The 19993-nt window shown below is 26.7% G+C and carries 19 protein-coding genes and 1 riboswitch; of the genes, 17 read left to right on the top strand and 2 right to left on the bottom strand.

Annotated elements, in window-relative coordinates; translation table 11 throughout:
• The first annotated feature begins 64 nt into the window (after positions 1 to 64).
• From arcC to KXZ80_RS10650, 7 genes are all read left to right on the top strand, one after another.
• Positions 65 to 1006, top strand: a complete 942-nt coding sequence (gene arcC / locus KXZ80_RS10680) for a carbamate kinase (RefSeq protein ID WP_021433466.1) — start codon at positions 65 to 67, stop codon at positions 1004 to 1006.
• Between the two features lie 152 nt (positions 1007 to 1158).
• On the top strand, positions 1159 to 2697 hold the full coding sequence (locus KXZ80_RS10675; RefSeq protein ID WP_021433465.1) for a YfcC family protein: 1539 nt from the start codon (positions 1159 to 1161) through the stop codon (positions 2695 to 2697).
• 37 nt (positions 2698 to 2734) lie between these two features.
• The gene (locus tag KXZ80_RS10670; RefSeq protein WP_021433464.1) at positions 2735 to 3133 is read left to right on the top strand and encodes a hypothetical protein; all 399 of its coding nucleotides are present in this window, start codon (positions 2735 to 2737) and stop codon (positions 3131 to 3133) included.
• 139 nt (positions 3134 to 3272) lie between these two features.
• The gene (gene pdxR, locus KXZ80_RS10665) at positions 3273 to 4733 is read left to right on the top strand and encodes a MocR-like pyridoxine biosynthesis transcription factor PdxR (RefSeq protein ID WP_021433463.1); all 1461 of its coding nucleotides are present in this window, start codon (positions 3273 to 3275) and stop codon (positions 4731 to 4733) included.
• 120 nt (positions 4734 to 4853) lie between these two features.
• Positions 4854 to 6032 (top strand): PAS domain-containing sensor histidine kinase, encoded by a 1179-nt coding sequence (locus tag KXZ80_RS10660; protein WP_226883800.1) that lies wholly within the window; start codon positions 4854 to 4856, stop codon positions 6030 to 6032.
• Positions 6033 to 6173: 141 nt separating this feature from the next.
• Positions 6174 to 6905, top strand: a complete 732-nt coding sequence (locus tag KXZ80_RS10655) for a LytR/AlgR family response regulator transcription factor (protein ID WP_082435317.1) — start codon at positions 6174 to 6176, stop codon at positions 6903 to 6905.
• Positions 6906 to 6927: 22 nt separating this feature from the next.
• Positions 6928 to 8244 carry a sensor histidine kinase gene (locus KXZ80_RS10650; protein ID WP_021433460.1) on the top strand — a complete coding sequence of 439 codons (1317 nt, stop codon included), beginning with the start codon at positions 6928 to 6930 and terminating at the stop codon, positions 8242 to 8244.
• Positions 8245 to 8286: 42 nt separating this feature from the next.
• On the opposite strand, the gene KXZ80_RS10645 is transcribed toward KXZ80_RS10650, so the two are convergent.
• Positions 8287 to 9144, bottom strand: a complete 858-nt coding sequence (locus tag KXZ80_RS10645) for a GGDEF domain-containing protein (RefSeq protein WP_038285706.1) — start codon at positions 9142 to 9144, stop codon at positions 8287 to 8289.
• A 159-nt stretch (positions 9145 to 9303) separates the two neighbouring features.
• On the opposite strand from KXZ80_RS10645, the gene KXZ80_RS10640 reads away from it, so the two are divergent.
• The 8 genes from KXZ80_RS10640 to KXZ80_RS10605 all read left to right on the top strand — a co-directional run bounded on the left by KXZ80_RS10640 (position 9304) and on the right by KXZ80_RS10605 (position 16141).
• Positions 9304 to 10101 carry a RelA/SpoT domain-containing protein gene (locus KXZ80_RS10640; RefSeq protein WP_021433458.1) on the top strand — a complete coding sequence of 266 codons (798 nt, stop codon included), beginning with the start codon at positions 9304 to 9306 and terminating at the stop codon, positions 10099 to 10101.
• Positions 10102 to 10229: 128 nt separating this feature from the next.
• On the top strand, positions 10230 to 10901 hold the full coding sequence (locus tag KXZ80_RS10635; RefSeq protein ID WP_021433457.1) for a PspA/IM30 family protein: 672 nt from the start codon (positions 10230 to 10232) through the stop codon (positions 10899 to 10901).
• 142 nt (positions 10902 to 11043) lie between these two features.
• Positions 11044 to 11718, top strand: coding sequence for a hypothetical protein (locus KXZ80_RS10630; protein ID WP_021433456.1), 675 nt, complete (start codon positions 11044 to 11046; stop codon positions 11716 to 11718).
• A complete protein-coding gene (locus KXZ80_RS10625) occupies positions 11718 to 12449 on the top strand; it encodes a hypothetical protein (RefSeq protein ID WP_021433455.1) in 732 nt (243 codons plus the stop codon). The genes KXZ80_RS10630 and KXZ80_RS10625 overlap by 1 nt, the downstream gene beginning before the upstream one ends.
• An 80-nt stretch (positions 12450 to 12529) precedes the next feature.
• A riboswitch (cobalamin riboswitch) is annotated at positions 12530 to 12702 on the top strand.
• A 231-nt stretch (positions 12703 to 12933) separates the two neighbouring features.
• On the top strand, positions 12934 to 13443 hold the full coding sequence (locus KXZ80_RS10620) for an ATP:cob(I)alamin adenosyltransferase (RefSeq protein ID WP_021433454.1): 510 nt from the start codon (positions 12934 to 12936) through the stop codon (positions 13441 to 13443).
• An 11-nt stretch (positions 13444 to 13454) separates the two neighbouring features.
• Complete coding sequence (locus tag KXZ80_RS10615; RefSeq protein WP_021433453.1) at positions 13455 to 14372, top strand: ABC transporter substrate-binding protein; 918 nt, start codon at positions 13455 to 13457, stop codon at positions 14370 to 14372.
• Entirely contained in the window at positions 14350 to 15381 is a 1032-nt protein-coding gene (locus tag KXZ80_RS10610) for a FecCD family ABC transporter permease (protein ID WP_038285294.1), read from the top strand. The genes KXZ80_RS10615 and KXZ80_RS10610 overlap by 23 nt, the downstream gene beginning before the upstream one ends.
• Positions 15353 to 16141, top strand: coding sequence for an ABC transporter ATP-binding protein (locus KXZ80_RS10605; protein ID WP_332840955.1), 789 nt, complete (start codon positions 15353 to 15355; stop codon positions 16139 to 16141). The genes KXZ80_RS10610 and KXZ80_RS10605 overlap by 29 nt, the downstream gene beginning before the upstream one ends.
• A gap of 16 nt (positions 16142 to 16157) precedes the next feature.
• On the opposite strand, the gene KXZ80_RS10600 is transcribed toward KXZ80_RS10605, so the two are convergent.
• Positions 16158 to 16979 carry a MerR family transcriptional regulator gene (locus tag KXZ80_RS10600; RefSeq protein ID WP_021433451.1) on the bottom strand — a complete coding sequence of 274 codons (822 nt, stop codon included), beginning with the start codon at positions 16977 to 16979 and terminating at the stop codon, positions 16158 to 16160.
• A 113-nt stretch (positions 16980 to 17092) separates the two neighbouring features.
• Between KXZ80_RS10600 and KXZ80_RS10595 the strand changes: the two genes are divergently transcribed.
• Together KXZ80_RS10595 and KXZ80_RS10590 are read left to right on the top strand one after the other, a co-directional pair.
• Positions 17093 to 18418, top strand: coding sequence for an MATE family efflux transporter (locus KXZ80_RS10595; protein ID WP_021433450.1), 1326 nt, complete (start codon positions 17093 to 17095; stop codon positions 18416 to 18418).
• 93 nt (positions 18419 to 18511) lie between these two features.
• Complete coding sequence (locus tag KXZ80_RS10590; protein WP_021433449.1) at positions 18512 to 19879, top strand: GTP pyrophosphokinase; 1368 nt, start codon at positions 18512 to 18514, stop codon at positions 19877 to 19879.
• Positions 19880 to 19993 lie beyond the last annotated feature (114 nt).

Below are 19993 nucleotides of genomic sequence, written 5' to 3'. Positions count from 1 at the left end.
TCATATTAAAAATATATATGATAAGTAAATTTCATTGAAATATACTTAATGGGAGAATGAGATTATGAAAAGATTAGTTATAGCATTAGGGGGAAATGCCTTAGGGAATAACCCAAAGGAGCAGTTAGATTTAGTTAAACACACTGCAAAAACAATCGTAGACTTACATGAAGATGGATATAATGTAATTGTTGGGCATGGTAATGGACCTCAAGTAGGGATGATAAACTTAGCTATGGATTTTGCATCTCAAAATGGAGCTAATACGCCAATTATGCCATTTGCAGAGTGTGGATCAATGAGTCAGGGTTATATAGGATATCACTTACAACAGTCTATAGAAAATGAATTAAACGCAAGAAATCTAAAAAGTAATGTTGCATCTATTGTAACTCAAGTTATAGTGGATAAAAATGATGATGCTTTTAAAAATTTAACAAAGCCAGTTGGGATGTTTTACTCAAAAGAAGAAGCTGAAAAAATTTCTAATGAAAAAGGATTTAAGTTTGTAGAAGATGCAGGAAGAGGGTATAGAAGAGTTGTTGCATCACCTAAACCTCAAAAAATAGTTGAGCTAGATACCGTCAAACAATTAGTCGATAGTGGAAGCATAGTTATAACTGTTGGGGGTGGAGGTATACCAGTAATTCAAAATTCAGATGGGTCACTTCAAGGAGTAGATGCAGTTATAGATAAAGATAAATCTAGTGCTCAATTAGCAAAAGATTTAGATGCAGAAATGCTATTAATTTTAACTGCTGTTGATAAGGTTTCTATAAACTTTAATAAACCTAACCAGAAAGATTTAGATTCTATAAATCTAGATGAAGCGATTGAATTTTCAAAGCAAGGACACTTTGCAAAAGGTTCTATGTTGCCGAAAATAGAAGCTTGCATAGATTTTGTAGAATCAGCTACAAATGGTAAAGCTTTAATAACATCATTAGAAAAAGCTAAAGAGGCTTTACATGGAAAAACTGGAACTATAATATATAAAAGAAAATAAAAGTAAAATTATATAAACAAACATTACTAAAAAGGGCTGACTCGAAATCTATGGCAAATGGTAAACATATAATTGAAATATATATTTATCCATTAGCAATTTAAATTTTGAGTCAGCCCTTTTGTAAAATAAATAATAAAGGGGTACAGAAAATGTTAAATAAAAAAAATAAATTTAAATTCCCCTCTGCATACACAGTTTTACTAGCTATAATGATATGTATAGCCTTAGCGACACAATTTGTTCCAGGGGTAAAAAATGCTAAATTATCAGATGTTGTTATGGCGCCTGTTACAGGGATGATAGGAGTTAAAGATGTTAATTTAGAAAGTGAAATAAATGATGCTATGAATTCTGGTGGAGTAGAAAGTGCTCTCAAAACAATAAATAGTAAAGCAGAAGCATTAGTTAGTGTAACTAATGTGGGGCAAGTTAAGGGAGCTATTGATGTTTCACTATTTGTTCTTATAATAGGTGGTTTTCTAGGTGTTGTAACTAAAACGGGGGCATTAGATGCTGGTGTAGGAGGTCTGGTAAGACGTCTTAAAGGAAAAGAATTGATGCTAATACCAGTATTAATGATAATTTTTTCACTAGGAGGCACATCTTATGGTATGGCAGAAGAATCATTAGCATTTTATGCACTTATAACTGCCACTATGATAGCAGCTGGTTTTGATCCTATTGTAGGGGCGTCTATCCTATTGTTAGGATGTGGGTGTGGAGTATTAGGGTCTACTGTTAATCCATTTGCTATAGGAGCAGCTGTTTCAGCAGCGGGTGCTGCAGGAGTTCAAATAAATCAAGGAACTATAATAATAATAGGTATTGTTTTATGGATTGTAACTTTATCTATATCTATAATTTATGTAATGAGATATGCTAAGAAAATACATTTGGATAAGTCAAACACTATATTGTCTAAAAAAGAAATTATGGATGCTAATGAATCATTTAGCAAAAATAAAGAGGAGATACTAGAACTTACAGGAAAAAGAAAATCCGTACTGGTGCTATTTGTTTTATCATTTGTAGTTATGATTTTAGGAGTTGTTCCATGGAGTGACTTTGGAATAAAAATATTTGAAAATTCAACATCATGGTTAAACGGAGCTTCATTAGGATCATGGTGGTTCCCTGAGTTAACATCATGGTTTTTCATAATGGCTGTGATAATAGGATTAGTATATAGAATGTCAGAACGCGATATTGTAAGTTCATTTATTTCAGGTTGCGAAGATATGGTGGGAGTTGCTTTAGTAATTGGGATATCAAGAGGAATATCTTTTATGATGGCAAATGCAGGGTTAGATATATATATACTAGATAAAGCATCTGGAGTATTGAGTGGAGTATCAGGCATTTTATTTGCAAATATGACTTACATTATTTATATAGGTTTATCATTTTTAGTACCATCTACATCGGGGCTAGCATCAGTATCGATGCCTATATTTGCCCCGCTTGCTCAGAAATTAAATATTGCACCTGAAATTGTAGTTTCAGCGTTTTCAGCAGGAAGTGGTATAGTCAACTTAATAACTCCAACATCTGGAGTTGTAATGGGAGGATTGGCAATATCTAAAATTGATTATGTAACATGGGTGAAGTTTATAGGCAAATTACTATTAATTTTATTTATTGCTACATTATTAATATTAGCTATAATGCCGATGATATTAGGCATATAAACATAATTCAAAATAAAATTAATTACGGGTGATGTATATGAGTTTGGTAAGTTTGCTTAGTTTATTATATTTAATTTTTACTTTTGTTCTTATAATAAAGAAAAAAACTATGGGAAAGACATATATTGCATTTGGTGTAATGACATATACATTTGTAATTTTATATTCATCGATACCTAAGATGCCTATTAAATTTCAAGAACTAAGTATATTTATTGCATTTTCACTTATGATAATTCTATTTGGCATAATGAGTGGAACTATACTTACTATATTACATAAAAGTGAAAAAGCATCAATTAGAACAGCAAGTATATTTTCATTTTTATTGATAATAACAATGTTTAATATCAAAGGATATTTAACTTATATGTATATTCCTATATTAGTGTATATGTTACAGAGTAAAGTTAATTTAAATTTCAAATTAAAATAATTATAATAAGGGCTTATTCAAGATATTAAGATGTTTTGAATAAGTCCTTTTATTATTAAAATATCAATATATAATTGCAAGTTGTATAAAATAATTGATATTATATTAAATAGGACTAAAAATGGTAAGAGGTGATTAAGTGCTATTTTCAAATTTAAAACTAAATGATGAACAGCCAATCTATATACAAATAAAAGAGTATATAGATGATATGATAAATAAAGGGTTAATACCAGACAATAGCAAACTGCCATCAACAAGGGAGTTAAGTCAGTTTTTAAATGTAAGTAGAAATTCTATAATTTCTGCATACGAGGAATTAAAAGCAGGTGGTGTAATTTACTCAGTTTATGGAAAAGGAACTTTCGTAAATCATAAAAATGTATCTGTGAATAAATCTTGGAATATAGATTTTAGCTGCCTTGAAAATGAACAGACAAAAATAGCTAATGATATGGATATTGTAAAAAATGAAATTCCATGGAGGAGTGATTTAATATCTTTTAAAAGCATAGCCCCAAATGGAGAGCTATTTGATATAGATGAGTTTAAAAAAGCCTTTTTAAATAGACTATCACTAGAGGGTCACAAAATTTTAAACTATGGATATGCAAAAGGATACAAGCCGCTTATAGATTATTTACTTAGCTATATGAATAGTAAAGGTGTAGATACAAGCAATAAAGATATATTAATAACTAATGGATTTACAGAGGGTCTGGAGCTTATTCTATCGTCATTCACAAATAAAGGTGATTATATAATATGTGAAAATCCAACTCACAATACAGCAAAAAAGATATTTGAATTTTTAGGATTAAATATTGTAGGCATAGATATAAATAATAATGGATTAAATTTTAACATGCTAGAAGACCAACTAGATTTTTTAGAAGAAAAAGGAATTAAGCCTAAATTTGCGTATATAACTCCATCATACCATAATCCAACAGGACTAGTTATGGATCCAGAGAATAGATACAAGTTCTATAAATTAATGAAAAAACATAATACTCCAATAATAGAAGATGGATTCAATGAAGAGCTACTGTACTCTAGTTCTCATATATTTCCAATTGCATCTTTAGATAATTTAAATAATGGAGTTGTATATATAGGAAGTTTTTCAAAAATACTTTTCCCAGGGCTTAGAATAGGATGGATATTATGTGACAAAACTGTGATTTCAAGGCTTGAAAGTGTGAAAAGGTGCAAGAGTATTCATGTTTCATTTTTAGATCAAGCAGTTCTTTACGATTATCTGAGTAATGGAGCATTTGAAAAATATGTAAAAAAAATAAAGAAGTTTTATGGAGAAAAGTTTAACTATGCATATGAATGCGTAAATAAATACATACCAAATGAATATATACTGGGTGAAGGTGGACTTCATATTTTTATAAAGCTAAAAAATATAAATTCGAGGGAATTATTGGAAAGATGTTATGAAAAAGGCGTTATATTTATGCCAGGAGATATATTTTATGTAAATGAAAAAGGTGAAGATACATTAAGACTGGGATTTTCGAGACTTTCATTTGAGGAGATTGAAAAAGGAATAAAAATTATAGGAGAGTCAATAAATTCATTTCACAACTAAAAAAATACATTTCACAACCAAATGCGACTTAAATCTACTTTTATTTTATATAATATAGTAATAAATATTAAAAAATTTATAGATTAAAAAAATTAAAGGGGGTTTATATGAGTGGTAAAAATGAACCATAACTTAGCTGAAAATAAAAGTGATTTAGGGTTTGCATTAGGGGAGTCAGTTTTAAATGCAGTATTTTATAAAGACTTAAAGGGGATATATATTTATTGTAATAGAGAGTTTTGTAATTGTTTAGGACTGACATCTAACCAAATCATAGGAAAAACAGATAAAGATATATACAGACATAATAAACAATCTAAAATTTTTGAAGAAAAAGACAAAGAAGTAATTATATATAAATCAAAGCGAATATATCAAACAGAAATAGAAATGCAAAATCAAAAAAGAAAACATATAGAAATAACAAAAACCCCGATGTTAGATAGTAAAAATCAAGTTTGTGGAATTGTTGGAATGGTCAGAGATATAACTAATACAGCATATATATATGAAGAAATAGAAAAATTAAAATCTGATTTCTTTTCAAATTTATATCATGAACTAGGAACACCAATTAATGCAATTACTAGTTCATTACAATTATTAAGTTTTAATATTGATTCAATGCGAAAAGTTGATGTAGATGAAATTAAATACATTAGTGATATTATAAAAAAAAATAGTTTCAGATTGTTAAAACTTACTAATAATCTTGTTTATGTAACTAAATTAGATTCAAATGAGATAAAATGCAATTTTAAAATGGGAGATATTGTCTACTTTGTAGAAAATATTTGTATAAAAACTGCTCTATTTTGTGAAGAAAAGGGTATAAGTTTAATCTTCGACACAAATGAAGAAGAACATATTGGGGAATTTGATGAAAATATTATTGAAAAAATTTTATTAAACTTATTATCTAATGCAATAAAATATAACAAGAAAAATGGGCAAATAGAAGTTGTATTAACTTGTGAAGAAGATTATATTACTATAAAAGTTAAAGATGATGGAGTTGGGATACCAAATAGATATACAAAATGTATTTTTGAAAAATTAAGCTATGTAGATGATAGATTAGTAAAACTAAATGAAGGAAGTGGATTAGGTTTATATATAACTAACTCATTAGTGAACATATATGGGGGGAGTATAGATGTGAATACTTCTTTAGATGAAGGTAGTGAGTTTATTGTAAAACTTCCGTTTAAAAATGGTAATTCAAAAGATAAACTATCTACTCCATGCGTAATAAGTGGGTTTGATCCTATGAGTATAGAATTTTCGGATATATACTAATAGAGCTAAAAATGTGATTAAAATAACAAATTTTATAGGACTGTAATAATAAAGATGGAAATTTATGTTTCTATCTTTATTATCGTTTACGCTATATATTATAAATGTTATTATAAAAAGTAATTATATTACAAATAAAAAATGGAAGGTGTTATAAGGTTGAAAATAGCTATTTGTGACGACGAAAAAATATACAGGGACACAGTGAAAAGTTATATAGCTAAATTTTCAAAATCAATAGATACAAGTATTACTATTTTTGAGTATAATTCAGGGCTTAAACTTTTAGATGATATTAATGATAAAGATTTTGATTTAATTATGTTGGATATAGTTATGGACGATATAGATGGAATTGAAACTGCTAAAAAGATAAGATTCTTAGATAAAGAAGTATGCATAGTTTTTCTTACTAATTACTCAGAATATGCAATTAAGGGCTATGGACTAAATGTATATGAATATTTACTTAAAGAATCATTGAATGAAGAGAAATTAAAAAAAATTATTTTAGAGGTAAAAAAAAATCAAAAAACTAGAACTATAGTTTTAAAAATGCAAAAAGAAATTGTTAAATTCAATGTAAATAGTATATATTTCTTTGAAGTAAACAATAGAACTATAACCGTACACTATGATTTTAATGGAGACTATGAAACTAAATCATTTTATGGAAAGTTAGAAGATATAGAAAAACAGCTAGATGGAAACTTTTTTTATAGGAGTCATAGAAGTTATATCGTTAATATAAAAAAGATACGAAAGATAGCTTCAAGAGAGATATTTTTTGATATTTCACAAAAAGCTATGGTTAGTAGACTAAAGATTTTAGATTTAAAAGAAAAATATATAAATTACAATTTAAAGGATTAACGTATAACAATAGGAGGACAATTTGTTTGTTTACATAGTTGGATTGATCGGATTTATAACTTTCATATATTATAGCTATTTTAGATCTATAAAAATTACATATAAAGATATTGTATATATGTTTGTAATTATATTATTACCTGTATTCACAACACTAATGGAAATATACAATACAACTTTATACATAACAATATTTTCACTAATTTCACTTTTAATTATATGTATATATATAAAGAAGTTAAAAGTGAGAACCAGTGTGATTTTAATGGGTTTTACAATATTGAAATATTCATTATACTCAAATTTAATAGCTTTTATAATTTATAAATGTATGTTTGATTTTATTTTAAAGTATAATTATTCAATAAAAATTTTATCAAGTTGCTATTTTATAATAGAGATTTTAATATGTATTATATCTGTTTTTGTATTTATAGTAATGCATTATAGGTTTATGAATACAAGGATTAAAAATAAATATATATATTTAAATAAGCAATACAAATACGGTATTTATGTGACCATAAATTATTATATAGATAATATTGTAATAGCATATTTTTTTAAGTGGATATTTACAAGTGAAAATAGCATAGAGATTGTTAAATATATAATAGTTTATACATTGGTGAGTGAGTTAATAATTCAAAATATATTGATAAAGGCGGAACTTTCTTACACAAAATATAACCTTGAAGTTAGTAATAATCAATTAGAAGGCCAACTTCAACACTATAGTGAGTATGAAAAATATATGAAAAAAGTCAGGTATATAGCTCATGATATTAAAAAGCATAAATTTGCTTTAAATCAGTTAGTAGCATCAAAAAAATATGAAGAAGCAGTGGACTTTATTTATGAAATAGATAAAGAAATTGAAGATATTGATTGTTATTTTGTTAGCGAACATATTCTAATGGATGCTCTTATCAAAAACAAAATAAAAGTATGTAAAAAATATGGAATAACACTAAAATATGATATATTCATACCTAAAGACATAAATATAAAAAATATGCATATATCAATAATATTTAATAATTTAATAGACAATGCAATAGAAGCATGTGTAAATCTAGATGATAATAAAAGAGAAAAGTATATTCACCTATATTGCGATGTTATAGATAATAAATTAATATGTGTTATAAAAAATTCTAAAAATAAAAAACCACTTGAATTAGATAAAAGTTTTAAAATAGAAACTTTGAAAAAAGATAAAACTAATCATGGAATTGGTATTGAAAATTTAAAGCTTACAATAGAAAAATATGATGGGGTCATAGATTTTAATATAGAAGAATACTGTTTTACCGTAAAGTTTATTATTCCAATATAAAAATGCTATTTTAAAGACTAAAATAGCATTTTTATATTGAGTCTAGCATACTGAATTTCTTGAATTTTTAGCTTTATAAAGTTTTGAATCAACTAAGTTTAAAGCATCATTAAATGTTATATTTTCGTTATTAAGGTAAGAAACTCCAAAGCTACAAGTAATATTAATTTTATTATTTTCATATAAAAACTCTCTAGTCCCAATAAATGTTTTAAAATTATTTATTAGAGCATAAGTTTCATTTTCAGATTTATTTTCTACAACTGCTATAAATTCATCTCCACCATACCTACAGGCCCATCCACCAAAATTTTTTATATATGAATCAAGTAAGCTTGCTACCTCTTTAATTATAAAATCTCCACATAAGTGTCCATACGTATCATTTATATTTTTGAATTTATCAATATCTAACATTATCAAACTAACTGAAAAATCAGGTAAAGATAAATTTTTTAATAGAGAAGGCAGATGTTCATCTAAGTAACGTCTATTAAAAATATTAGTTAATTCATCAGTAACAATAAGCATATTTAATTTATTAATTTCAGATTTAAGTTCGTTAACAGTTTTATTAGTATAAGTTGAAAACATAGTATCGTTTGTAACATCTTTTATAAGCTCGACAATATAAACATCACCTTCAACATTGATAGGAGCAGATATTACCATATAGAGCTTCTCATCAACATACTCTAACTTAGAAAAAGATGAGTTTTCATTTAAAGCTCGCATAGAAATACAATTGCAACAAGCAGACCCAGTTTTCCAAAACTCAAAACATTTATGGTTATTATCTATTTTTATATCATTATCAAGAGTTATTATTTTTTTGTGTTTAGGATCTACGATTCTTTGAATTACAAAAACATTATCAAGTATATTTATACTATTTTTCATGGAATTCAAAAAACTCACTTCCTCTCTTTAAAAATACTATCAACAAATATTATAAGTATTTATTAATTTATTTGCAAATTTAAAGACTAATAATATAGTTAAAAATGTAAAATATGAGATATAATAAAATATGAACTAAATCAAAAGAGAGGGAGCATAATGTTAAGAAAAGATGAATTCCTGGAGAAATATCAAATAACAGATAAAGAGTTAATAAAAAATAGTATAGATTGGAATGAAATTGAGTATATTTATGAAGACTTTATGATGCATAGAAAAAGTTATGAAACACAAGCGGAGTTAATAGCTACTATATTAAGAAGTCATCCGAAAGTTCACTCAGTAAAGACTAGAGTTAAGGATCCTGAACATTTAATTGAAAAAATAATAAGAAAAATAGAAGATAGAAGATCAAAATATGGAAGTGATTTTAATTTTACTGTAAATAATTATAAAAATGAAATAACTGATTTATTGGGAATAAGAGTAATACATATATTTAAAGAAGATTGGGAAGAAATACATAGTTTTATTACTAGGATGTGGAAAGTGTTAGAAATTGTTTCTAATGTTAGAGAAGGTGATAACACAAAAAAATTCGAAGAACTAGGAATTGAAGTATGTTCAAGATTATCAGGGTATAGATCAGTACATTATATAATAGAGTCGTACCCAACAACACAGAAAATAATTGCAGAAATACAGGTAAGAACTATTTTTGAAGAAGGGTATGGGGAAATAGATCATCAACTTAGATACTCTCACAAACAGATTCCCGATGTCCTAGCACAAAACTTGATGTTATTGAATAGAATAGCAGGTAGTTCAGATGAAATGGCATCATTGATTAATGTATTAAATAAAAGTATAGAAGATGTAAAAGTAGAATATGAAGAGAAGTTAAAGAAAAAAGATAAAGAAATAGAAAATTTAAAAAAAATAATAAGTAAAAAATAACAAATGGTAACAAATATAAATAATTATAGAAAAATATAGTATTTATGCTATTATATATATTAATATTAAAAATCAAATTGTATATTAAATGTAAATATATAAAAATATGAATGGAGATGACTATCTAAATGGGATTTTTTAAAAGATTAAAAAATGTTGTAGAAGCTAAGGCAAATAAAGCTATAGAAAAGCATGAAGATCCAATAGAAATGTTAGATTTATCAATAACGAAGAAAGAGAAATTACTTCAAGATGCAAAAAAACAATGTGCAAATTTTATAGCATCAGTAGATAATATAAGAAATGAAAAAAAATCATTAGAAGAGAAAATAGAAAAATACGAGCAAGCTACAAAAGCGGCATTGTTAAAAGAAGATAATGAAAAAGCTCAAGGTTTTGTAAAACAAAAACTAGAAATGCAAGAAAAATTAAATCAAACTATATCTAGAATAGAAGCTCAAGATAAGAAAATACAAGAAATAAAATTCAAAATTGAAGAACTAGAGCTTGAAATATCTAAAATGAAGTCTAAAAAACAAGAATTAGCTACTAGACTTGATGTGGCAGAAATAAACAATGAGATCAATGAAACTTTATCGGGATTAAGTGATGATCATGGTATAAACTTAGATGATCTTGAAAAGAAAGTTCAAGAAAAAGAAAGTTATGGCAAAGCTTTAGAAACTATGAAGACAAAGAGCGAAGATGATATGCTTGACGAGTATATAAATGATTCACCAGTGGTTGATTCTAAAGTTGAAGATGAACTAGAGAGAATAAAAAGAGAAATGGATAAATAGATAAACTACTAAAGGTAGATGGTTAAAAGCTATCTACCTTATTTTTACGCTTAGGGAATTATATTTAACTAATATTTGTGGATAACTTATAGAATATAGTTATATTAATATTTAATTTGTTAATTTTTTTAGGAGGTATAGTATGGACGAAAGAATTTTAAATGAAAAGAAAAAATACGATAAAATGTACACAGACTTAGTATTTGCAGCAAATGATTTAAAGCAAATGTTAAGCGATGAAGAATTAAGAAAAAGAATTTTTATAAGAAAGTTAGATGATTTATCAGGGTATATAGCTTTTTTAAATGACTTGGAAAAAGAAGAAAAAAATGAAGATAAAAATATATTCTCTAAGTTGTTTAAAAAGAAAAATGATATAGAAGATGAAATACAATCTTATTTAACTAGAGATAAAAGAGAGTCTATAAATAAGTTAGACAAATGTAAAATGTGCAAGTGTATAAATTGTGTAAGTGAGTGCAATTTTAATAGATGTATAAATTGTAGAGAATTAGAGTACACGTATGATTGCGACAAGGAAAAATTTGTATTTACAAAATCTACAGATATAGTAACTTTATATAATGGGGATGAAGAATTCAAGTTTGATGTTAAGGGTTACTTAATAGAAATACAAGATGAATCTTTGAGAAGATATGTATATCTGGTAGATAGTAAAGATAAAGACAATCAACAGCTATTAGAGTATTTTAAGTTTAAAGGGGAAGAAAGCTATGATTCAGTAATAGATGGAGAAGATACATCAAATTTAGATAGATTATATAATAAGTTCATAGAAATGGGGTTAAATGTATAATGAACAAATTAAAAAGGAATATAACTCTTTTTTTAACTGTATTTATATTTGCTATAACTTGTGCATTTACTTTTTCAATAGAAAAGTCATATGCAACTTCAAATAAAAATGAAATATCAAATGTTGAATATCAAGTAGCTAAAGGAAGCTCTTCACATAGTTCGCATAGCTCACATAGTTCAAGTCGATCAAGTAGCAGTTTTAAATCGAGCTCAAGTAGCTTTAAATCTAGTTCTAGCACTAGCAAACCAAGTTCTAGCTCTAGTAAACCAAGCAGTAGTTATACAAAGCCAAAATCAAGTACAACAAAACCAGACTCAGGAAGTTTTAGTACTAAACCAAAGCCTGAGACAACAATAAATGAAGGAACTACTGGCAATAATTCAAATAATAATACTACAAAGCCAAAATCAAGCACAACAAAGCCTGATTCAGGAAGTTTTAGTACTAAACCAGATACAAGCTCTAAATCTAATCAAAACGATACTTCAAATTCTAAAAATAAAAAAAATGATGAGTATGATGACTATGGTGGTAGATCTAGTAGAAGAACATATATACCACCAGCATATGGTAGAGGATTTTTTGGATTTGGAGGATATAATCCATTTAGATATATGGGGTATAGAATGGGAATTAGTCCTATGATAATGGATATAGTTATGATTATAACTGCATTAATTGTTTTATACGTTATAATAGATTTTATAAGAAGTAGAAAAAATAGATAGAAATTTTATTTTACCAAATTAGAAATATATAATGAACATTATTTCATATTGTTGTATAATGGACTATATAACAATATGAAAATTAAATAGTAAGTATTAGGTGTCAATAGACTTAATAGGGAATTAGATGTAAATTCTAAGCTACCCCAGTAACCGTAAAGCTGACGAAATCTAAGTATCCACTGAGAAATTGGGAAGGATTGAGAGTAGAATGAAGCTGAGCCGGGATACCTGCCAATGCTTAAAGGCTAATTATCTTCTGAGGGTTGGATAAAGGCTATTATTATACATGAATAAATTAAGGCATACTCTCTGGGTATGTCTTTTTAAATGTATAAGCTAGGTTTAAGTGTTTATACAAAACTAGGAGATTAATTTATTGAAAATTATTTATTTTACAAATAAATTTCAATAAAAGGAATTTTACAACAAAAATAGAATTATATCTATTGTTATGTAAAATCAACACGAAAGGAATGAAAAAATGTCAAAATATTTAGCATATCCATTTTTATATGATAAATCAGATGATTTAAGATGTGACTATGAAATATTTACAGATGAAATATCGAGTACAATAGGATTACTAAGAGCTTTTATAATTGATGAAAATTTAAAAGCCGAGTTAAGTAAAATAAATGAACTTGTATATCACATGAATGCATCACTTAGAACATTTGTAAGCGTAACAAATAATGAGTTAAAATGGTTAGAATCTAGAACACTATCTTACCAAGATGAGATAAAAGGTATTTTTGATAAATTTGTTTTACCTCAAGGTGGGGTTTGTGGAAGCTATGCACATATTATAAGAACAAAGTGCAAAGCATTGGTAAGATTATTACATAGATATAAGGAAAATGGAAATGATGTAGATGAATTATTATTTGATTTTGCAAATCTGTTATCTGGATATTTCTTTATACTAGCTATAAAGCTTAATAAAGATGAAGGAATACAAGAAACTGAATTTATAAGTAGAAATTATAAGTAAGGAGAATAAAAATGAAAAAAAGAATTTTAACATTAATAACTGCTATTTTAGTAGTTATGTTAGCAGTCGCTGGATGCGGTAAAAAAGAAACAGTAGTAAAAGATAGAGAGGGAAATGATTTTACAGTTCCTAAAAAATTAGAAAGGATAATATCTACAGCTCCATCTAATACAGAAGTACTAGTTGAATTAGGGCTTGCTGATAAATTAGTAGCTGTTGATAAATATTCAGCTGATATACCTGGACTACCTAAAGATATAAAATTAATAGATTTTGCAAACCCAGATGCTGAGGCTATAGTATCTTTAGAGCCAGATATGATTATAGCATCAGGACATAATAAAACTGGAAATAGTGAAGATCCATTTAAAGTGGCTAAAGAGGCTGGTATAAGTGTTGCATATATCCCAAGTAGTGATAGCATACAAGGTATATACGATGACATAATGTTTATAGCTGATATAACTGGAACAAAAGAAAAAGGACAAAAAATTGTTGATAATATGAAATCTCAAGTTAATGAAATAGCTAAAATAGGAAAAACTATAAAAGATAAAAAGAAAGTTTACGTTGAAATAGGGCCAGCACCAAATTTATATAGCTTTGGAAATGGTACATTTTTAAATGAGATGATTGAGTTAGTGGGTGGAGAAAACATATTCGCTGACCAAAAATCTTGGATATCACCTAGTGAGGAGTCAGTTATAGAAAAAAATCCAGATGTAATATTAACTAATGTAAATTACGTTCAAGATGCAGTAAAAGATATAAAAGGACGTGAAGGTTGGGAAAATATAAATGCAGTAAAAAATGGACAAGTATACTTAATTGATACGAATGCATCATCAAGACCATCTCAAAATGTAGTAAAAGCATTAAAACAAATGGCAGAGTATATAAACCCAGATGCGTACGCAAAACAAAAATAAAACTTTAGCGATTTTATCAATACCGTTAGTATTTTTTATAATCAGTATTGGAACTTCCATAGGGAGTTCCAATATTCATATATTAGATACTATGAGTATAATTTTAAATAAGGTTATAAATTTACCATTAAGAGAAGGGATAGATCCAAAAGATATATCTATCATATGGTCACTTAGACTACCAAGAGTATTATTAGCTTTTATGGTTGGAGGATGTTTGGCAGTTAGTGGATCAGTAGTTCAGTCAATACTTAAAAATGAATTGGCATCTCCCTATACTTTAGGGGTATCGTCAGGAGCATCTTTAGGAGCTGGATTAGTTATAGTTCTTGGAATATCTATACCATTTCTAGGGCAATTGACATTGCCATTAATAGGTTTTTTATGTGGATTGATAACGGTATATGGAGTTATAGTTTTTTCTTCTAAAATAGATAAAACTATGGCTAATAATACAATTATACTAGCGGGTATGGTCTTTTCGCTTTTTGTAAATGCATTACTTACAACACTTACAGCACTTTTTAGTGAAGATATAAAAAGTATAAGTCTTTGGCAAATGGGGAGCTTCTCTATGAAGGGATGGTCATATGTGAGAGTTTTAATTCCATTTTTAATTATAGGTGTTATTGGAGTTTTAAGATACACAAAAGAAATGGATATATTAACATTTGGAGAAGAACAGGCAAAGGCAGTAGGTGTAGATACAAATAGGGTTAAAAAACATTTATTTATACACTCAGCCATTTTAACGGGAAGTGCAGTAGCATTAAGTGGAACAATCGGGTTTGTAGATTTAATAGCGCCACATATGGTAAGAAGGGTATTTGGATCAAAACATAAATATGTAATACCTATGTCTTTTGTATTTGGAGGATCACTGATGGTTATAACAGATCTAATTGCAAGAACGATAGTATCTCCAGCAGAGCTTCCGGTAGGAGCTATTACAGCAATTATAGGTGCACCATTCTTTGCATATGTGTATTTTAGCAAAGGAAAGAAGTGATGAAATGTTAGAAGTAAAAAATCTTTATTGTGGTTATGAAGACGTTGATGTTATAAAAAATGTTAATTTTAAAGTTGAAAGAGGAAAAAATCTTTGCATAGTAGGACCAAATGGATGTGGAAAAAGTACGCTTTTGAAATCTATAGCTAATATTATAAAATATAAAGGAAGTATAACTATTGATGGTATGGAAGTTTGTAATTTTTCAAGGAAAAATCTAGCAAAAAAAGTAGGACTTATGAGTCAGATAACTCAAATATATTTTCCATATACCATATATGAAACTGTAGCACTTGGTAGATATGCACATTCAACGGGAGTATTTAATTCTTTAAGTAAAGAAGATAAAAAAATAGTATTGGATTGCATTGAAAAGGTAGGATTAAGTGATATAAAAGATAAAACCATAAATGAATTAAGTGGTGGACAGTTACAAAGAGTATTTTTAGCAAGAACAATTGCTCAAGACCCAGATGTTATATTGTTGGATGAACCTACTAATCATCTAGACTTAAAATATCAAATTGAATTGTTAGAACATCTATCCAAATGGGCAAAAGATAATAATAAAATTGTTATTGGAGTTTTACATGATTTAAATTTAGTTCACTATTTTAGTGATGCGGTTTGTTTATTAAATCATGGAGAGATAGTTTGTTATGGAAGTTCAAGAGAAGTTTTTAATGGAGATTATTTAAAAGAAGTTTATAATATAGACATAAAGGAATTTATGTTAGAGGTTTTAGAAAAATGGAAATAAAAAAGCTTTAGCGATTTTAAAAAATTGCTAAAGCTTTTTTTATTGGTATAGATATTTTTGTTATATAATCTTTTGAACTATAAGATGTTAAGCTATCTAAAATACCATATTCAAAAGAAGGTCCTGCCATTTCATAACCATTTTTATTTATATTATCTATTAGTATTTCGTAAGTTTTTCCTACGTCTTTATATTCTCCTTTGTGAAGAGTTATAGCATAAAGTCCTTCAGCTTTTTTTAAAACATTTGGAGCACTTAATTTATTATGCAATGGGAAAAATACGGAATGCGCAGTAGTATAGTTTTTGCTAAGTAAATTTTCTAATGATATTATTGTACCTACCTGATAGTTGTATGGATATTTATTTTTATTAACGATAGTTAACAATTTTTTAAATGCGATATCGGTTTGTAGAAGTTGAAAAGGTTCTTCTACTTTTTGTGTAATGATAAATTCAGATTGTAATTCTTGAAAGTAAACTTTATCATCATATTCATTTAAACTTTCTATTGTTTCTATTTTATTCTCAAGCCTTGCTATACTTTTTTTCAAATTTTTAAGTTGAGATTGCAACTTGATTTTTTGTTCTTTTAGAAGAATTAATGCTTTGTTATCATCTCTTTTAATTAAAAAATCTTTAATTTCTTTTATAGGAATTCCAAGTTCTCTTAAAACTAATATACTATCTAAAACTTCTAATTGATCAGAAGTGTAGTATCTATATCCGTTATTTTCATCAACAACTTTAGGTTTAAATAAATCGATATTATCATAATATATTAGCGTTTGTTTGTTCATTCCATTTAACTTTGCTAATTCGCCTACAGTAAAATTCAAACATATCACCTCAAATTTTATTTTGAAATTTCATTGACAATATAGTTACTATATCCTTCACAATTAATAATGTCAAGTAATATCAATTATTTAAAAAATGTAGAGGTGAAAAAATGGAAGAAGTATTTGCGAAAAAACAAAATTACAAGGAGTTTTTAAGATATGTATTTCCATCCATCATAACAATGATATTTCTATCATTTTATACTACTATAGATGGATTTTTCGTATCGAGATATGTAAACTCAGATGCACTGGCATCAATAAATATTATAATACCTATAACTTGTGTAGTATTTGGGATTGCAGTTATGCTAGCTACAGGATCTGGAGCTTTAGTTGGTATAAAGCTTGGGGAAAAAAATATAAAAGGAGCTAATGAGTTATTTTCATTTGTAACAGTAGTTTTAATTTCTATAGGCGTAGTACTTACTATTTTGGGAGTAATATTTTTAGATCCTATACTTAGATTTTTAGGAACGACTGATATATTATATCCATACGCAAAATCATATGGGATTGTAACTGTACTTATGACCATTCCAATGATGTTAAAGTTATACTTTGAATACTATGCTAGGGTAGATGGTAGCCCTAAAGTATCTCTTTTAATGTCTTCACTAGGATTAGTTTTAAATATAGTTTTTGATTTTTTATTTATAGTAGTGCTTGATATGGGAATTTTAGGGGCTGGATTAGGAACATATATTGCCATAACTATTTCAGGTATAATAGGAATAATTTATTTCAAAGGGAATAATTCGAATTTAGAATTTACAAAACCAAAAGCTAATTTTAAAGAACTATTTAATTCTTGTTATAATGGTAGTTCAGAAATGTTTACAGAGCTATCAACAGGTATAACTACATTTTTATTTAATAAAAGTATATTAACTTTTAGCGGAGAAAATGGTGTTGCTGCAATGTCGATAATAATATATATATATTATTTCTTTATAGCGGTATATTTTGGAATTGCAGTTGGAATAGGACCTATGATTAGTTATAACTTTGGAGCTAAAAATAAAGAAAAAATAAAAGAAAGTTTAAAACATAGCTTTGTAACAATTGGATGGAGTTCTATAGTTATATTTTTAATTTCTATAATTGGAGGTAAGTATATAATATCTATATTTACTAATGACTTAGAAGTTTATACTATTGCTACATCAGGTATAAAATTATTTTCATATGGATTTTTAATAATAGGAACAAATATTTTTATGTCAGGTTATTTTACAGCTATAGGGGATGGACAGGTATCTGCTATAATATCTATTCTTAGATCTTTAGTGTTTGTAGTGGCTACAATTACTATATTACCTAATTTTATAGGACTAAATGGTATATGGTTAGCAATACCTATTGCTGAATTATTGACTATATTTTTCTCCGTTACTTTTTATTTTAGAAAAGGCACTAGAGCGTATCGAAATTAATAATCAAATAAAATTACAATTTCGTTATTTGCTTAAATTTGAGTTTTTGTGTAAAATTTAGTTATATAAAAAAGACGCCAAGGAGAACTTATTATGAGTTTGAGAGAATTTGAATACATTGATGAAGCTGTAGAATTGTTAAATGATATAACGCCGACGCTTAACATGTTATCAGAAGAACTAGTAAAATATTTTGAATGTATATTAAATATTAACGAACAAGAATACTTAAATGTCAATTCAAGAGTAAAAAGTGAATATAGCTTAAGAGAGAAAATTATAAGAAATAAATATTTAAATAAATATAAAACACCTAAGCTTTTAATACATAACTTATCAGATTTAATTGGGGTAAGATTAGAGTGTAGGTTTATAGAGGAAGAAAGAAATATATATAAGCTTTTAAAATCGTATTTCAATATAAGTGAAGACCATATATATTATTATAATGAGGAAAATGAAAATATAAGAATTAGATTAGACAAAGACCAGCCAAGGAAACAAAAAAATGGATTTGAAATATATAGAATAGATGGATTGTTTTTATATGGAGACAATAAAATAAATTTTGAAATTCAGATAAAATCTATGGTTAATATTTTTTGGAGTGAAATAGAACATAATGTTATTTACAAGAATAATGCATATGTTATGATGGATAAGTTTTTAAGTGATGTATTTGCATCAATAAAGACCAATTTAACACTTATAGATAATCAATTATTATCTGTTTATAAAAATTTCAGTGGAAATAATAAAGATAAAGATAGCAAAAGAAAATCTATGGAAAAGTTTTTAGCAAAGATTGCATATGATACCTTTGCAGAAAAAATGGAAGCTGACATAGGATTTATAATAGATTTTAAAAAACCTTGTGAGACAATAATAAATTATTCATTTAATAAAGAAAAAGATGGAATGGATATAAGTGAAGATACTACAATAAAAGGACTTAAAAGAATAAATGAAATTTCTAAAAAAGATATAGACTTTAACTCTAAAATTAGATTTGGGAAATTACCTGAGTTTGAGGATGAATTTTGTGAAAGGCTAGGCAATTTTATTATATCTAAATTAAATTGTGAGTTTATATGGAATTTATTCTTTAGAATTTTATTTGAAGTAGAGCCACTTAATAATAAAAAAGATTTTGAAAACTTTATTTTATTTATAAAAGAAAAGGTAGTTCCTATAAAATATCAGGCAAAATTAGAATTAGCTTTTGAAAGTGATAGTAAACATGTATTAAAAGATATATACATGGAAGTAGTGGACACTTTAATAGAAATAGACTCTATAGAAATTTTATATGAGGAAAATTTAGATAGTATAAACAATATAACTAAAAAAGTAATAAATGATATATGTAGAAATGTAGATTCGTTTAAAGAATATAAATATAAGCGTGGTAAGTATAGGGAAGTTTTAAATAAAAAAATAAAAGATGCAATACGAGATTAAAAAAATAAAACGGCTTGGTTTAATTATATAATTAAATCAAGTCGTTTTATTATAATAAACTATTTAAAGAATATTGAAAAAAATAAAAAAAAGAAATACACTTATATTGAAAAG

The sequence above is a fragment of the Paraclostridium bifermentans genome, from assembly GCF_019916025.1.
Lineage (GTDB): Bacteria > Bacillota > Clostridia > Peptostreptococcales > Peptostreptococcaceae > Paraclostridium > Paraclostridium bifermentans.
This window is presented reverse-complemented; position numbering and strand designations above follow the sequence as displayed.

Bases quoted from the DNA above. Each gene is read 5' to 3' on its own strand.
- KXZ80_RS10675 (WP_021433465.1), top strand. From the start codon at position 1,159: ATGTTAAATAAAAAAAATAAATTTAAATTCCCCTCTGCATACACAGTT.
- KXZ80_RS10660 (WP_226883800.1), top strand. From the start codon at position 4,854: ATGAACCATAACTTAGCTGAAAATAAAAGTGATTTAGGGTTTGCATTA.
- KXZ80_RS10595 (WP_021433450.1), top strand. From the start codon at position 17,093: ATGGAAGAAGTATTTGCGAAAAAACAAAATTACAAGGAGTTTTTAAGA.
- KXZ80_RS10625 (WP_021433455.1), top strand. From the start codon at position 11,718: ATGAACAAATTAAAAAGGAATATAACTCTTTTTTTAACTGTATTTATA.
- KXZ80_RS10670 (WP_021433464.1), top strand. From the start codon at position 2,735: ATGAGTTTGGTAAGTTTGCTTAGTTTATTATATTTAATTTTTACTTTT.
- arcC (WP_021433466.1), top strand. From the start codon at position 65: ATGAAAAGATTAGTTATAGCATTAGGGGGAAATGCCTTAGGGAATAAC.
- KXZ80_RS10615 (WP_021433453.1), top strand. From the start codon at position 13,455: ATGAAAAAAAGAATTTTAACATTAATAACTGCTATTTTAGTAGTTATG.
- KXZ80_RS10655 (WP_082435317.1), top strand. From the start codon at position 6,174: ATGGAAGGTGTTATAAGGTTGAAAATAGCTATTTGTGACGACGAAAAA.
- KXZ80_RS10610 (WP_038285294.1), top strand. From the start codon at position 14,350: ATGCGTACGCAAAACAAAAATAAAACTTTAGCGATTTTATCAATACCG.
- KXZ80_RS10605 (WP_332840955.1), top strand. From the start codon at position 15,353: ATGTGTATTTTAGCAAAGGAAAGAAGTGATGAAATGTTAGAAGTAAAA.
- KXZ80_RS10640 (WP_021433458.1), top strand. From the start codon at position 9,304: ATGTTAAGAAAAGATGAATTCCTGGAGAAATATCAAATAACAGATAAA.
- KXZ80_RS10645 (WP_038285706.1), bottom strand. From the start codon at position 9,144: ATGAAAAATAGTATAAATATACTTGATAATGTTTTTGTAATTCAAAGA.
- KXZ80_RS10630 (WP_021433456.1), top strand. From the start codon at position 11,044: ATGGACGAAAGAATTTTAAATGAAAAGAAAAAATACGATAAAATGTAC.
- KXZ80_RS10635 (WP_021433457.1), top strand. From the start codon at position 10,230: ATGGGATTTTTTAAAAGATTAAAAAATGTTGTAGAAGCTAAGGCAAAT.
- KXZ80_RS10590 (WP_021433449.1), top strand. From the start codon at position 18,512: ATGAGTTTGAGAGAATTTGAATACATTGATGAAGCTGTAGAATTGTTA.
- KXZ80_RS10620 (WP_021433454.1), top strand. From the start codon at position 12,934: ATGTCAAAATATTTAGCATATCCATTTTTATATGATAAATCAGATGAT.